The organism is Microbacterium sp. B35-04, assembly GCF_010634885.1.
Classification (GTDB): Bacteria; Actinomycetota; Actinomycetes; order Actinomycetales; family Microbacteriaceae; genus Microbacterium.
Window position 1 is genome coordinate 1 of record NZ_MWLP01000035.1, and the last position, 15,117, is coordinate 15,117.

Here is a 15,117-nt window from a genome sequence, read left to right on the forward strand (position 1 = left end):
CCGCCGCGAACGGTCGCCGTCGGCGCGCCGGCGCGCGTGGTGCGAGAGCTGGTGCCCGGGTGACGGAAGCGGACTCGCGCTTCCACCGCACGACGGCCGGGAGCACAGCCGAAGGCACCGACGACTTCGTCTTCACCTTCTCCTTCGAGACCTACGCCGACGCCGTGCGTCGTGGCATGATGCGGCCGCCGGATCGCATCGTCTCCAGCCTCATGCGCAGCCCGAACGTCGGCCGCTTGGTGGTGGCGAATCCGTTCCGCTGGCTGCCCCGCGTGACGATGTCGCCGGTGCTCGACCGGGACGCCCGGTTTCCGGCATCCGATCGGATCTGGCTCCATTCGCCCGCCCGCCGCAGGCGCGCAGACCGCCTCGATCCGACGGAGGTCGCCGCCGAGTACGCGGAGTACGACGCGTCGCTGCGTCGAGAGGCGCAGCGGCGCGGGCTCAGCGAACCGGTGGCGCTGACCTGCAACCCGCTCGTCGCCGGCTTCTCGCCCTTCGAGTGGACCCGTCACACCACGTTCTTCGCGCGCGACGACTGGCTGAGCTCGCCGGGCCGCAGCGAGTACTGGCCGGCCTTCCGCGAGGCGTACCGTCGCATCTCGGCGTCCGGTCGCAGCGTGGTCGCCGTCTCGGCGCAGATCCTCGAGCGCATCGAGCCGACCGGGCCCCACGAGGTGGTCCCCAACGGCGTGGAACCCGCCGAATGGCTGCAGGCGCCGCCGCCGGAGCCCGACTGGCTCGCCCGCGTGCCGCGATCGCGGGCCGTGTACGTCGGCACGCTCGACAGCCGGCTCGACGTGGAGGGGATCGCCGATTTCGCGCGTGCCCGGCCCGACGTGCACACCGTGCTGCTCGGTCCGCTGCCCGACGCGGCGTACATCGCGCCGCTGCGCGCGCTGGCCAACGTGCATGTGCACGGCAGCGTCGGCCGCGCAGAGCTCATCGCCACCCTGCGCAACTGCGATCTGGCCCTTGTCGCGCACCGGCGGACGCCGCTGACCGAGGCGATGAGCCCGCTGAAGCTCTATGAGTACCTTGCCGCGGGTCTGCCTGTGCTGTCGATCGATCTGCCGCCGGTGCGCGACATCAGTGACCGCGTGTGGCTGACGCCTGCGGTCTCGGACTTCGTCGACGTGGTGGACGACGCCCTGCGGGCCGGTCCGGCCGACGAGATCGCGAGGATCGCCTTCGTCGAGGGCAACTCGTGGACCGCTCGCCACGAGCGGATCATCGCGCTCGCCCGCGGCTGCTGACGCCGCGGTGTTTCGCGCGTGTCACGCGCACCCGAAGCCTGTGTAAACAGGTGGTGACCTTCCTGGCATCGGGCCGATGGCGAGGCTAGCGTGGCCTTCGCGAGCGGGGATCGCATCGACGGGCACTGGGGCCGATGGCCTCGTTATGCGTGTCGGTTGCGTTCTTGGGGGTGCGCCCGTGTCATCTGCTTTTCTCGATCTTCGTTCGACGGCCCGACCGGCGTCTCCCGTCGAGTTGTTCTCGACGGTCGCCGAGATCGCGCCGCAGCCGCGCAGGCTGGGCTGGCGTCGCCGTCTCGCCTGGGGCATGATCGCGACGGATGCCGCCGCCATCGCGGTCGCCGTGTTCACCGCTCAGCTCCTGAGGTTCGGCGACCCGGTTCGCGCCGGTGCCGTCTCGACCGCGGACGTCGCTTACGGGCTCATCAGCATCGCGCTCATCGTGGTCTGGCTGGTCGCGCTCACCGCGACACGCAGCAGGCTGCTGCGCAACACCGGCACGGGCATGGTGGAGTACCAGCGCGTGCTGCAGTCGACGCTGCTCACCTTCGGCGCCTTCGCGGTCGTCGCCTACCTGTTCCAGCTGCAGCCGGCGCGCGGCTACCTGGCGATCGCGCTGCCGTTGGGGCTCGTGCTGCTGATCGTGGGGCGCGGCGTGTGGCGCACGTACCTGCACGCGCTGAGGCGCGCGGGACGGTGCATGACGGGCGCGATCGTCGTCGGCGAGCAGGACGACGTGCTGCGCGTCGTGTCGCAGCTGCGCAGCCATTACCGCATCGGCTATCGCGCGATCGCGGTGAGCACGCCGGGGTCGCCGCACGCGGGCCCGGTCGAGGAATCGACCGAGGTGCTGCCGTTCGTGCCGCTCGACGAGGTCGCGCGGGTCTCGAAGAACCGCCGGGCGCGTGCGGTCATCGTCGCGGGGAGCCTGCCCGGCGGCAATGATGCGATCCGGCGGCTCGGATGGGAGCTCGAGAACTCGCAGGTCGAGCTGATCCTCATGTCGCGGCTCACCGACGTCGCCGGCCCACGCATCCATATGCGGCCGATCAGCGGCCTTCCGATGGTGCATGTCGACCTGCCGCAGTACTCGGGGTACAGCCATGCGGTCAAACGACTGTTCGACGTGTCGGTCGTCACGGTGGCGCTCTTGCTGCTTGCGCCGGTGTTCGCCGCCATCGCGGTGGCCGTGCGCCTCGGCAGCCCGGGTCCGGTGATCTTCCGGCAGGAGCGGGTCGGGGCCCACGGCGCACGGTTCACCATGCTCAAGTTCCGCTCGATGGTGGTCGACGCCGAGGCGCGGCTGGCGGAGCTGCGCGCGCTCGACGAGGGCAACGGCGTGCTGTTCAAGCTGAAGGACGACCCGAGGGTCACCCGCGCCGGCCACTTCCTCCGTGCGTACTCGCTCGACGAGCTGCCGCAGCTGTGGAACGTGCTGCGCGGCGACATGAGCCTGGTCGGCCCGCGTCCGCCGCTGCCGAGCGAGGTGGAGCAGTACGAGGGCCCGGTCAGTCGCCGCCTGCTCACCCGCCCGGGGATCACCGGGCTGTGGCAGGTCAACGGCCGCTCCAACCTCTCGTGGGAGGACAGCGTGCGGCTGGATCTGTACTACGTCGAGAACTGGTCGATCACCGGCGACATCGTCGTACTCGCGAAGACTGCCAAAGCCGTGCTGCACCGTGACGGCGCCTACTGAACCACCCGAGAGGTCGTAGGAACATGCCAGGTCTCATCGTCCAGGAATGGATAGAATGCTCGGGCGGCGCCGAACAGGTGCTGGACGCCTTCCGGCTGGCGCTGCCCGACTCACGGATGTTCGCGCTGTGGAGCGACGACGGCGAGCGGTTCCCTCGCAGCTCGGTGCGCGAGTCGTGGATGGCGCGCACGCCGCTCCGCCGCCACAAGGCGATGGGGCTGCCCCTCATGCCGGCGACGTGGCGTGCCGCCAAGGTCGGCTCGCTGCCGGACTGGGTGCTGACGAGCAGCTATGTGTTCGCGCACCACTGCGACTTCGGCACGCGTCGCGACGGTGTGCCCAAGTTCTCGTACGTCCACTCGCCCGCTCGCTACCTGTGGGAGCCCGAGCTCGACGGGCGCGGGAGCTCCGCGGCGCTGGCCGCCGCGCGCAGCATGCTCAAGCGCGTGGATCGCGCAGCGGCGGTGCACGCCGGCGATCTCGCGGCGAACAGCGAGTTCGTGCGCCGGCGCATCGTCCGCTCGTGGGAGCGCGACGCGCGCGTGATCCACCCGCCCGTGAAGGCGCGCGAGATCATCGAGGGCGGCGAATGGGCTGAGGCGCTCACCGGCGAGGAGCAGGCGGTGCTCGAGGCGCTCCCCGAGCGCGGCTACCTCATGGCGGCGTCGCGACTGGTGCCGTATAAGCGCCACGACGCGGTGATCCAGATGGGCGATCGGCTGGGCGTGCCCGTGGTCGTGGCCGGCACCGGGCCCGAACGCGAGCACCTGCAGGCGCTCGCCGCGTCGGCGTCGGTGCCCGTGCACATGCTGGGGTTCGTGTCGGACGCGCTCATGCGGGCCCTGTTCCAGCGCGCGCTCGCCTTCGTGTTCCCGCCGGTCGAGGACTTCGGCATCATCCCCGTCGAGGCGATGGCGGCAGGATGCCCCGTCATCGTGAATCGCGAGGGCGGCGCCGCCGAGTCGGTGATCGACGGCGTGACCGGCTTCACGGTCGATCCCGACGACCCGGTCGAGCTCGCCGCGGCGGTGGCGGGCCTGGAGCGCATCGACCCTGCTGCCGCGCGGGAACGCGCCGCGGAGTTCGACATCTCACGCTTCGTCGCCGAGGTGCGGACGTGGGTGCTGGGCGAGGGCGCGACGGATGCCGGGTCGCCACGTGCTTCGTCGGCGCCCGCGTCCCCGCGCACCGACGCCGCGCGGGTCTCGGCCTGACGCAGGGCCCGCACGGCCCCTTCCCGGTCGTTGAGCGAGCGAGGTGCGAGCGAGTCGAAACGCGCCGCTCTGCCCTGCTGCCGGTCGTTGAGCGAGCGAGGAACGAGCGAGTCGAAACGCGCCGCACCCGGCGCACTCCGACCCCGACATTCCCGCACACCAGGGGCGTTTCGACTGCGGGCGCTAGAGCGCCCTCCGCTCAACGACCGGGGGTAGAGGCCTCGTTGCGACTGCGGGCGCTAGAGCGCCCTCCGGTCAACGACCGGGGGTAGAGGCCTCGTTGCGACTGCGGGCGCTAGAGCGCCCTCCGCTCAACGACCGGGGGTAGAGGCCTCGTTTCGACTGCGGGCGCTAGAGCGCCCTCCGGTCAACGACCGACGGGGTGTTCCCCTCTGCCGGTCGTTGAGCGAGCGAGGAACGAGCGAGTCGAAACGCGCCGCACCCGCTACGCGGCGGCGGGCTCGGGCAGCGGCCGGCCGAACAGCGCCGCCTCGGCGTGGGGATAGCCCGATGCCCAGTCGGCGCGGCGCCGCCAGACCGTCGTCCACGGCCGGTTCGCCCGGCGCGTCACGGTCTCGAGGGCGGCGCGCACGGCGACGCCCGTCTTCAGCAGCAGCACGCCGACGGCCGTGCGTCGCGGCGGCCAGGACTTCTGGAGATAGGTGACCTTGCCGGCGAGCACCATCGAGCCCTTCGAGCTGCCCGCCGACGATCCGCCCACGGTGTGGATGATCGCCGCCGGGGGATAGACGACCCGGGCCATGCCCCGCGCGGCAGCCCGCATGCTGAACTCGGCGTCCTCGCCGTAGAGGAAGAAGTCCTCGTCCATGCCGCCCAGCTCGACGAAGTCGTCCCGGCGGATGAGCAGCAGGCATCCGGTGATGATCGGGACCTCGCGGATCGTATCGCGGGGCCACGTGCCCAGCGACTCGGGATCGAACAGGCGGGAGCGCCGGAAGACGGTCGACAGCATCGTCGCGTACATGCTGAGCGACCACAGCGTCGGCGCGCCCCAGCACGAGGAGGGCTCGAGCGTGAGGTCGGCGCGCAGCGTGCGCCCGCCGACGATGCGGTACTGCGGATGCTCGCGGGCGAACCCGATCATCCGTGGCAGCGAGTGCTCGAGCATGAGCGCGTCGGGATTGAGCAGCAGCACGAACTCGCCGCGCGCGAGGGCGGCTCCGCGGTTGACCGCGCGGGCGAACCCGAGGTTCTCACCGGCCTCGACCACGTCGATGCCCGGGTGCGCCGCGCGCAGCGCGGCCGCGCTGCCATCACCCGATCCGTTGTCGACCACGACGATTTGCGCATCGAGACCGCCCAGGTGCGCGAGCACCGAGCCGACGCACGCGACCGTGTCGTCGCGGGTCTCGTAGTTGACGATGACGACGGTGATGTCCGGGGCCGGGGTCTGCACGGGGTGGTCCTCCAGAGGTGGTCGCGTGGGTGCTGGACTCAGAGAGGCACGGGTGCGAGGTCGTTCGAGCTCACCGCGCGCCAGCGGCGCGCAGTGTCGAGGGTGGACGCGCGGAGCGAGGTGGGCTCGCACACGATGGCCAGCCCGCGCTCGCCCAGGAACCGCGCGAGATCCTGCTGGTGCGCGTCGACGTGCTCGCCGTGCTCCACCGACCGCGGTGCGAGCACCGGTACCTTGCCGGCGGACAGCGCGGCCAGGGCGGTGCCGGTGCCGGCGTGCCCGATGATCACGTCGGCCTGCCGCAGAGCCGCGCCGAGCTCGCTCGAGGGCAGCGACGAGACCGCTGTGATCGGAAGGTCCGACACGTCCGTGGCTCCGACCTGCCACAGCGTCTCGACGTCGCCGTCGAGGTCACTGAGAGCGGCGCGGGCGCCGTCCACGAGCCGTCGGTACCCGAAGTCGCCGTTACCGCCGACGGTGACCACGGCGCGGCGGATCGGCGCGGGGTCTTCGACCGGCTCGACGCGGAAGCCGTCGAACACCGAGAGCGCGTACCGCCACCGGGCGTTCACCGCGTGCGGGTACTGCACGTAGCGGTCGACCCACGGCACCCGCTCCATCACCTTGCCCGTCGCCGAGATCCCGGTGACGCGCGTCGCGCTCTCGATGTAGGTGAACGGCACGCGCCGCGCCGACGCGGGCACGAGCGCCGACAGCGCGATCTGGGCGCCCGTGCTGATGACGCGATCGACACGGTGGTCCCGCATCGCCTGCAGCGCGATGCCCGTGTCGCGCATGACGCCGGCGTAGTCGCGCGGCGGCCGGGTGGGCACGTGGTACACCGTCTCGCCCTCGAGCAGCGACCGGCTCTGCGCGGTGTCGTCGGTGAGCCAGACGACGTCGTCGCCGTCGGCGACGCGGGGGGCGAGCATGGTCAGCTGCGTGAGGTGGCCGCCCGAGATCGCGACGAGGAGCGTGGTCATGGTGCGGCCTCCATGAGGGTGTCCCAGGCGATCTCGGCGATCACCTGCTGGCCCGCCACGGACGGGTGGAAGTGGTCGATCGCCGAGATCTCGGCGGGCGAGAACTCGTAGGCGAACACGGCGCCGCCGTCCGAGATGCAGGCGCTGTCGGCGGCGCACACCTCGGCGATGACCGCGTTGAGCTCGTCGGTGCGGGCGGCGACGGCGTCGCGCCGTTCGGTCGAGGCCGCGTCGGTCGCGGCGGCGTCGCCGAGCAGGTTGCTGCACGACGGACTGCTGTCCCAGACCTGACGGGTGCCTTCGTCGTCGCGGCCGACCTCCCACAGCCGGTGGAGGTCGGGGATCGACAGCGCGAGCACGCGGGCGTCCGGCAGGCCCTCGCTCAGCGCGGCGAGCAGTGCTGTGTACGACGCCCGGAAGTCCTCGACGCTCGTCATGCCGTCGACGTCGGCGGCGCAGACGTCGTTGCCGCCCAGCAGCACGAGCACGAGCTCGGGCGCGGCCACGATCACCTCGTCGACACGCGCGACCGCGTCCGCGACCGTGCCGCCGTCCTTCGCGGCGTTGACGGTGTCAGGAACGCTGCCGTTGGCTGCGCCGATGCGCATCGCGACGGAGCCGACGGCGGGTTCGTCACCGGTGGCCCAGCTCGCGGCGGTGCAGCGCCCGGGCTCGGCGCAGGCGTTCACTCCCAGGGTCATCGAGTCTCCGAGTGCGCCGATCGTGGAGACCTGCGAGAGCGTGGGACTCGACTCGAGCTCGTCGAGGTCGACCGGCTCGGGTGCGGGCGCACCCGCGCAGGCGGTGAGCACCGCCAGGAGGAGTGCTATCGCGGCGGTCGTCGCGGCTGGTCTTCTCATGCCATCACCCGGCTCGTGTCGTCTCGGTTCCAGGTCCGTGTGCGCGCGCGAGCGATGTCGCGACGGGCGAGCACGTTGGGAAGCGTCCAGCTGACGCAGTACACGGCGAAGGGCACCCAGAGGCCCGGCCGTGCGGCGACCCGACGCGCGAGCCCGCCGCGGGATGCCGCGGACGGCCGCGCGGCATCCTGGTGCTGCATCCGGTCGGGCAGCTCGCGGTTGCCGCGGGCGATGCGGACCGAGCGGCGCAGGTGCGCGCGCATGTCGGCCGCCGAGCGCACACTGAACGTGTGGTCCGCGAGCATCGCGCGCTCGGCGGGAGCGAAGAGCTGCTGCACGAACCGGTCGTCGGCGATGACGTCGGGCCAGCCGTCGAACCGGGCGCGGCCCGCCCGCGTCAGCGCGTAGACCCCAGAGCCGATGTGGTCGCTGCGGCGGTAGTCGCTGAGCTCCCAGATCCGGTAGTGCTGACGCACGAGCCACGACGCCCCGGAGGTGTCCACGTGCAGCCGAGGAGATGCGACCTCGATCCCGGGCGCGTCGAGGGCGTCGGCGAGCGCCAGCAGCGCGTCGGGGTCGATCCGCACGTCGGCGTCGACGTAGGCGCGGGGGAAGGCGGTTGCGGCGTCGTCACCGGCCTGCAGCGCGGCGACCTTCGAGGTCTCGGATGTCTCGACGACCTGGACGCCGTCGTAGGCGCGTGCGCGGGCGGCGGTGTCGTCGGTGCAGCCGTTCGCCGAGACGATGATCTCGAACTCGTCCCTCCTACCGGAGCCGCACAGCGCGCCGAGCACGCGGTCGATCACCGCACCCTCGTCGTGCGCGGGGATGACGATGCTCAGCCGCGCGGTCATCGGCAGACCTCCGGGGTCCATGCCGGTGTGGGAGCCGCGGCCGTGCGCGATCCCTCGGTGACGACCCACGCGGCGACCGCGAGCAGCATCATGTGCACGAGGAACGACTGGAAGAAGCCGAACGCGTCGAAGAAGAACAGCGCCGCGCTGTAGCCGGCGATCGAGACGGCGAGGGCGAAGGCGAGCAGCGCGTGCCGGGCCTCGGCCGCCCAGCGCAGGGCGTAGACGAGGAGCATGACGACCGGCGTGAGCATGAAGATCGCGTAGCCGATGACGCCGAGTGCGCCGCCTTCCATCAGGATGCTGAGCACCTGGTTGTCGAGGATGAAGGAGTTCGCCTCGTCCCCGACGACGATGCGACTGCCGAAGCCCTGCCCGAAGAAGGGGTACTGGCGCACTTCGACGAAGGCCGGTTCCAGGTCGGCGAGACGCCCGGCTCCGGTCATCCCCGCCGAGGTGTACTGCGACGCGATGAGCGTGTCGACGTCGAGGAACGACAGCAGCATCGACTCGACCTGGGCCGGCACGAGGAACATCGCCAGCAGCAGTGCCGGCACGGCGAACGCCGCCAGCAGCAGCGCGACCTTGGGTCGCAGCACCAGGGTGAGCAGGAACATCACGCCCATCACCACGACGGCCGTGCGCGAGATGGCGGCGACGATTCCGCCGAACACGATGACGGTCCCGATTCCGTACGCGATGCGCCGATTCCACACGTTGCGCGGCCAGATGGCGTACTTCGCCAAGTAGATGAGGATGGGCAGGAACATGCACAGCATGACCGCGAGGGCGATCGGATGCTGCGCCGAGCCGTATGCGCGATTCACCCCCGCCCGCATGGCGTCGCCGCCGTCGTCACGGATCACGACCAGCGGCAGGAAGTTCGCGAGCATCAGGAACACATTGGTGCGGGCGACGCGCTCGAAGACGGCGAGGAAGGCCACGATCACGGCCATCCACGTGAGCACCATGAGGAAGCCCATCACCATGCGCTCGCTGGTCAGCAGCTGGCGCACCGAGAAGAACACCGACAGCAGGACGCCGAGCTGGAAGAAGCCCGACAGCGCGGTCGTGGCCAGCCCCTCGTTCACCAGCCGCGTGCCGTTCGCGATGAACGACACCAGCAGGGTCGCGAGGAAGATGCCGATGGGCCAGCCGAAGGCGACGGGCCGCCAGCGCCGTGACCGGTCGAACAGGAACGCGAGCCCGAGCGCGACGATCGCGACGAAGATCATGAGGCGGTACGCCTCGAGCGCGAAGGGCAGAGGGATCGGCAGCGCGTAGCGGCGGGCCGGGATGAACATGATGGTCGCCGCGAGCAGGAACAGCAGCGCCGGCCACGTGAACAGGATGCGGCGCAGCAGCACGATGAGCGCGATGCCGAGGAGGGCGGCCCCGACCGCGATCGGCGGAAGGAGGATCACCCCGGCGATCACGATCGCAGCGAACAGGACCGCGATCCCGGCGACGGCGCCCCAGCGGGGCCGTGTTCCGTCGCCGGGCGCGCCCTGGACAGGTGGAGCGTCGGCCTCGTCGGCGGGTGTGACAGGCGGTGCGCTGCCGGACGACATGTCGTGGCTCCGAAGCCGCGCGACCGACGCCTACGCGGTCTCGTTCTCGTTGACGGCGCGCCCGGCTCGGCGCGAGGGCGGGCCCGCGCCCACGAGCTCGCCGACCTCGGTATCGACCGCGATGCCGGTGGGCTCGGCTGCGGCGACGCCGGGGTCGGCATCCGTTCCGCTCGCCGGTTCTTCCGCCGCGTCGCCGGCCGCCTGTGCGCGAGCGGCCTTGCGCCGGGCGGAGCGCGAGCGCAATCCGGCGATGATGAACACCAGGACCACGAAGGCGAGGAACACGCCCACGAAGGTGACGACGACGGGGATCGCAGGGTTCGAGGAGTCGCCCTCGACGGCGTCGCTCGCGCCGAGCGGCTCGATGAGCACACGCAGCTCGGGCGCGATCTCCTGTTCGTCCTGCTCGGCGACGACGTAGGCCGTGAAGGCGGTCGCGGCGGCGCGCGAGATCTCCTCGGCGCGCGGGGCGGTCTCGGCGGTGCCGACGGCCTCCAGCACGGGCAGGTCGTAGCGACCGGGGAAGCGTTCGTCGCCGGTGGGCTGCGTGGTGCGTCGCAGCGCCGTGATCGACTCGGTGTCGTCGTCGAGCGGACCGATCTCGGCTTCGACCGTGTCCTGGATCATGTCGCTCGACAGGATGTACGCGTACACGAGCGCGATCGACGACATGTCGATGACCTGCGGGTCGGACGTCCCCTGTTCGATGGGAACACCCGGCACCTGCGACTGGTACAGCCGGTCGGACTCGCTGGTGAGCAGCATGGTCGTGGCGGCCGTCCACGTCTGCTGCGCTCGCGAGACGACCTGCCCTTCGACGATCGCGAAGCCGGCGAAGAACGCGGCCACGGCGGCGACGAGCGCACCGAAAGCCAGCACCCACTTGTAGTTCCAGAGGACTTGCAGATACTTCGGAGTCTCCATGAGACACCCTCTCTCCGTGTGCTTTCGGACGCAGACCGTCCGAACCCCCAGCACGCCATCGGGCCGTCCACGTCGCGCACCGGTCCCAGATGTGGTGTCGCGACAAGACTTGCTCTGCCATAGTCGCCCCGCATTGTTAACGGCGCCCTGTGCGTTTGTTGCACGGGTGTAAAGACTGAGCGACATTCGCCAGCCCGGGTTGTGTCCGTCTTGACGGCTCCCACAGAGTGGTCAGCGAGAGCCGGCATGGCTCCGTTGGTGGCGGGCCTCGTCCTGGGGGAGGTGGCGTTCTGGCAGTCCTGTACAGCTTTCCGTTTGCGCTCGGGTCACCCGGCATCGGCTGGACCGCATGGAACCAGGCGAATGAACTGGTGCGTGCCGGAGTCGAGGTGCACATCGTCGCCGCATCGATCGCGAAGCCGATCGAGGGCGCGGCATCCGTGCGTACAACCCTGACCGTTCGCGGCCGGCGCGTGCCGCACCGTGTGATCGGACGTGACCGCGCGATGCGCCTCCATGACGCCGTCGCTGCCGGTCTCGTCGGCCGGCTGCTGGACGGCGGCGCGGACGATGTCGTGCACGCGTGGCCTCTCGCGTCGGCCCGCACGCTGCGGGCGGCGCGGCGGCGCGGCATCCCGGGGGTTCGCGAGGTGCCCAATACCCACACGGCGCATGCGTACGAGGTCGTGGCGCGCGAGTACGCGACGCTCGGCCTCGAGCCCCGCCGAGGTGAGAGCCACACCGTCGACACGCGACGGCTCGCCACCGAGCAGGACGAATACACCGCGGCAGCGGGGCTGCTTGTGCCGAGCGAGGCCGTCGCCGGCTCGTTCCTGGAGCGCGGGTTCGATGACGACCGGCTGCTGCGGCACCGCTACGGCTGCACGGTCGCCGCGCCACCTGCCCGCGCCGACGGCGGCAGGCCGTTCACCGCGGTGTTCCTCGGCCGCGGGTCGCCGCGCAAGGGACTGCATACCGCACTGCGGGCGTGGACGGCGTCGAGGGCGGCAGCCGACGGTCGCTTCCTCGTGTACGGACTACTCGACGAGGACTACGCGGCGATCCTGGCGCCCCTGCTCGCCCACCCGAGCGTCGAGGTGCGCGGCGTCACCGCCGAGCCGATGAGCGTGCTGGCCTCCGCGGATGTCCTGCTGCTCCCGACGGTGGAGGAGGGCAGCGCCCTCGTGACCTACGAGGCGCAGGTGGCCGGATGCGTCCCGCTCGTCTCGACGGCTGCGGGCGCGGTGATCGACGAGGGCGTGACCGGGATGACGCACGGCGTCGGCGACGTCGATGCTCTGACGGCGCAACTCGATCTCCTGGCCGACCGACCCGAGCTGCTCGCCGCGATGTCGAGTGCCGCGATGGCACGGGCGGACGAACTGAGCTGGGCCGCGGCGACGCAGGCGACGCTCGCGGCCTACCGCGAGGCGGCACGTCTGGTGAGGAGATCGTCGGATGCCGCGGCCTGAGGACGTGACGCTCGCGATCTGCTCCCGCGAGCGGGCGGAGATGCTCACCGCGGCGCTCGCCTCGTTCACGGCGGTGACTCCGCCGGGCGTGCAGATCCTCGTGATCGACTCGGCGTCGACGACGACGGCGACCCGGAGCGTGGCGGACGCCGCGGGCGTCGACTACGTGCGCAGCGACATCAAGGGGCTCTCGATCGCCCGCAACCTGGCGCTCCAGACGAGCCGCCGCCCGATCATCGTCTTCACCGACGACGACTGCGCCGCGGTCGACGGCTGGATGGCGCCGATCCTCGAGGGCTTCGAGGCGCCCGTCGTCGGAGCGGTGACCGGAAGGATGCTGGACCACACGCTCGTCGGCACGCAGCCGGCTCCGCCGCCCCGGCGCTTCACCCGCACGATCGAGGGCATCGACGCCGGGCACGGCGCGATCATGGCGTTCCGGCGCGAGCAGCTCGTCGCCCTGGGGGGCTTCGATCCGGTGCTGGGCGCGGGACGCCGGCTCGCCGGCGCGGAGGACCTCGACATGTTCTGCCGCGTCCTCGATGACGGCGCGCACATCCTCTACGACCCCTCGTGCGTCGTGCACCACGTGCACACCCGAGCGGACGACGCCTACACCGCGCTGCACCACGGGTACGGACTGGGGCTCGGGGCGCTCACGGCGAAGTGGGTGCGCCTGCGCGCGATCGTCGGGGTGCGGCTGTTCGCGGTGGCGACCAAGCGCACGCTGTCGCGCGCGCTGCGCAATCGGCGCGAACCGCGGCGACGGGATGCCGACCTCGCACTGTTCCGCGGAATCCTCAGGGGGTTCTTCACCGCCGTGCGCTTCGCGCTCGACGGGCGCGTCTTCGTCGACGGCGACCCGCCGGCGCCGATCTCGCTCGGGGTCCCGACACGCAGCGGAGGCGACGACTCATGAGCGCGCACACCGATCTCCCGCGCCGGGCCGAGCTGATCAGCTCGCTCGACGAGAAGTACGTGTCGAATGCGGTCACCTTCGCGGCGATGCACGCGGCGGGCACGATGATCGTCGACGGCGCTGCGCTGCGCGCGCCCGACGGCACGCTCGACCGTGCCGCGATCCGCCGGCGGGTCGAGCGGCTGAGCTGGTTCGCGCCGGCGATGCGCCAGCGCCTGGTGCAGACTCCGCTGCGCTTCACGACGCCGGCGTGGGTGCCGGTGTCGAGTCTCGACCTCGACTATCACGTGCGGTTCGCCGACGGCGTCGAGCCCGATGACCCCGCCCGCGTGGAGCGGTTCACGGGGCGGCTGAGCCCGACCATGGATCCGTCGCGCCCGCTGTGGGACTTCGAGTTCGTCGAGCTGGATTCCGGGCGCGTGGCGATCGTCATGCGCTACCACCATGTGGTCGGCGACGCGCTGTACGGCCTGCGGATCGGCGACGTGATCGCCGGCACCGCGGCGATGGCCGAGCCGCCCGAGCCGGGCGAGGAGCAGTACCTCGAACTCGGCATCCCGCCCCGCAACGGCGTCGAGGTGCTCGCGCTCGCGTTCGCGCAGTGGCGCTCGCGACACCCGGGTGTGCGGCAGGCGTGGCGGGCGTACTGGCGCAAGTCGTTCCGCATGCGGCTGCGCCGGTGGGGCGGGCGCCTGCTGCGCCCGGTCAAGAACGCGCGCATCGCGCGGACGGGGCTGCTCGACGACGTGCGTGAGGGGCGCCGCTCGGCCTACGAGGCGGTCGACCTCGCGGCGGCCACCCGCCGCGCGTACAAGCTCGGCGGCACGGTGAACGACCTGGTCACGGCGGCGACGCTCATCGCAATGGCGCGCCAGCGGCCCGACGCCGAGTCCCTGTCGATCCTCGTGCCGATCTCGCGGCGCAGGGCGGGCGACGGCGTCGTGCGCAACGACATCAGCGTCGTCAAGGTGGTGGCGGCGGCATCCGCCCCGCTCGAGCAGATCGTGCCGAGCGTGCGCGCGCAGGTGCAGGCCGCGGTGGATTCCGGCGGCTCGGTGGTCGAGGGTGCCGAGGACTGGGTGGGCTATGCCACCTCCGTGACGTGGGGGCGCGACGACCGGTTCTTCGGCACCGCCCCCGTCGAGACGGTGACCGGCTGGCCGGCGGGCGATCCGCGCGACGAGGTGGCGTGCCTGGCGTGCTCGTACCGCCGCGAACTCGTGATCAGCGTGACGGCGCGCTCGTCGGTCGACCTGCCTGCGCTGATGGCGGTCTACCGCGAACTGCTGGCGCCGGCGCCGGTCGCGGCGGCGCCGGTCGCGGCGGCGACGGATGCGGGGGCGGCGCGATGAGCCGCCTCTGGGGTGCGCTGGCGTCGGTGTTCGACCCGCGCACGCTGCTGCACGGTCTGCGCCTGGCGCACTTCCACGGCTACTCGTTCGTGCGGCAGGTGCCGCTGATCCGGATGGGGCCGGGGGTGTCGATGGCTCCGAACGTGTCGTTCCGCAACGCGGAGCGCATCTCGATCGGCGCCGGCACGCACATCGGGGAGTTCAGCCTGATCTGGGCGGGCAACCAGACCGGCCGCATCGAGATCGGTGAGAAGTGCCTGTTCGCCCCGCACGTGATGGTGACGGCGTCGAACTACGGCATCGAGCGCGGACCGGTCCCGATCATGGATCAGCCGAAGATCGAGGCTGATGTCGTGATCGGTGCGGGCTCATGGCTCGGCGCGAACGTGGTGGTGCTGGCGGGCGTGACGATCGGCGAGGGCGCCGTCGTCGCTGCAGGGGCAGTGGTGACGAAGGACGTTCCGGCGTTCGCGATCGTCGGAGGGGTTCCGGCGCGCGTCATCGGCGAGAGGCCATCCGGCCAGAAAGTAGGGGCGAGCAGTGGGGAAGCTCAGCAATAGCGCCAGGTTCTCGGCGCGCGGGAGGAAGCACTCGACACG

13 protein-coding genes are annotated in these 15,117 nt (G+C 71.5%); 7 read left to right on the forward strand and 6 right to left on the reverse strand.

Annotation, left to right across the window (positions count from 1 at the left end):
* The 3 genes from B1729_RS09825 to B1729_RS09835 form a co-directional block, all read left to right on the forward strand.
* The coding region (locus B1729_RS09825) for a glycosyltransferase (protein ID WP_204318900.1) at positions 1 to 1,256 on the forward strand (1,256 nt) is incomplete at its 5' end.
* A gap of 178 nt (positions 1,257 to 1,434) precedes the next feature.
* Positions 1,435 to 2,952 carry a sugar transferase gene (locus tag B1729_RS09830; RefSeq protein WP_163632463.1) on the forward strand — a complete coding sequence of 506 codons (1,518 nt, stop codon included), beginning with the start codon at positions 1,435 to 1,437 and terminating at the stop codon, positions 2,950 to 2,952.
* A gap of 23 nt (positions 2,953 to 2,975) precedes the next feature.
* Entirely contained in the window at positions 2,976 to 4,166 is a 1,191-nt protein-coding gene (locus tag B1729_RS09835; protein WP_163632465.1) for a glycosyltransferase, read from the forward strand.
* Between the two features lie 445 nt (positions 4,167 to 4,611).
* Here B1729_RS09835 and B1729_RS09840 read toward each other — a convergent pair whose 3' ends face one another.
* Genes B1729_RS09840 through B1729_RS09865 form a run of 6 tightly spaced genes read right to left on the reverse strand, consistent with a single transcriptional unit; the run spans position 4,612 to position 10,775 of the window.
* Positions 4,612 to 5,583 carry a glycosyltransferase family 2 protein gene (locus tag B1729_RS09840; protein ID WP_163632467.1) on the reverse strand — a complete coding sequence of 324 codons (972 nt, stop codon included), beginning with the start codon at positions 5,581 to 5,583 and terminating at the stop codon, positions 4,612 to 4,614.
* Positions 5,584 to 5,621: 38 nt separating this feature from the next.
* The gene (locus B1729_RS09845; RefSeq protein ID WP_163632470.1) at positions 5,622 to 6,566 is read right to left on the reverse strand and encodes a glycosyltransferase; all 945 of its coding nucleotides are present in this window, start codon (positions 6,564 to 6,566) and stop codon (positions 5,622 to 5,624) included.
* Positions 6,563 to 7,426: a GDSL-type esterase/lipase family protein gene (locus tag B1729_RS09850; RefSeq protein ID WP_163620750.1), complete on the reverse strand. Its 864-nt coding sequence runs from the start codon at positions 7,424 to 7,426 to the stop codon at positions 6,563 to 6,565. The genes B1729_RS09845 and B1729_RS09850 overlap by 4 nt, the downstream gene beginning before the upstream one ends.
* On the reverse strand, positions 7,423 to 8,280 hold the full coding sequence (locus B1729_RS09855; RefSeq protein ID WP_163632471.1) for a glycosyltransferase: 858 nt from the start codon (positions 8,278 to 8,280) through the stop codon (positions 7,423 to 7,425). Before B1729_RS09855 ends, B1729_RS09850 begins: the two co-directional genes overlap by 4 nt.
* Positions 8,277 to 9,851 (reverse strand): O-antigen ligase family protein, encoded by a 1,575-nt coding sequence (locus B1729_RS09860; protein WP_163632473.1) that lies wholly within the window; start codon positions 9,849 to 9,851, stop codon positions 8,277 to 8,279. Before B1729_RS09860 ends, B1729_RS09855 begins: the two co-directional genes overlap by 4 nt.
* Before the next feature lie 30 nt (positions 9,852 to 9,881).
* Complete coding sequence (locus tag B1729_RS09865) at positions 9,882 to 10,775, reverse strand: hypothetical protein (RefSeq protein ID WP_163632475.1); 894 nt, start codon at positions 10,773 to 10,775, stop codon at positions 9,882 to 9,884.
* Positions 10,776 to 11,002: 227 nt separating this feature from the next.
* Here B1729_RS09865 and B1729_RS09870 point away from each other — a divergent pair, with 227 nt between their 5' ends.
* The 4 genes from B1729_RS09870 to B1729_RS09885 are packed head-to-tail and all read left to right on the forward strand — an operon-like array spanning position 11,003 to position 15,078.
* The gene (locus tag B1729_RS09870) at positions 11,003 to 12,247 is read left to right on the forward strand and encodes a glycosyltransferase family 4 protein (protein WP_275575841.1); all 1,245 of its coding nucleotides are present in this window, start codon (positions 11,003 to 11,005) and stop codon (positions 12,245 to 12,247) included.
* Complete coding sequence (locus tag B1729_RS09875; protein ID WP_163632479.1) at positions 12,234 to 13,166, forward strand: glycosyltransferase; 933 nt, start codon at positions 12,234 to 12,236, stop codon at positions 13,164 to 13,166. Before B1729_RS09870 ends, B1729_RS09875 begins: the two co-directional genes overlap by 14 nt.
* Positions 13,163 to 14,518 (forward strand): wax ester/triacylglycerol synthase domain-containing protein, encoded by a 1,356-nt coding sequence (locus B1729_RS09880; RefSeq protein WP_163632481.1) that lies wholly within the window; start codon positions 13,163 to 13,165, stop codon positions 14,516 to 14,518. The genes B1729_RS09875 and B1729_RS09880 overlap by 4 nt, the downstream gene beginning before the upstream one ends.
* Positions 14,515 to 15,078 (forward strand): acyltransferase, encoded by a 564-nt coding sequence (locus B1729_RS09885; protein WP_163620743.1) that lies wholly within the window; start codon positions 14,515 to 14,517, stop codon positions 15,076 to 15,078. The genes B1729_RS09880 and B1729_RS09885 overlap by 4 nt, the downstream gene beginning before the upstream one ends.
* Positions 15,079 to 15,117 lie beyond the last annotated feature (39 nt).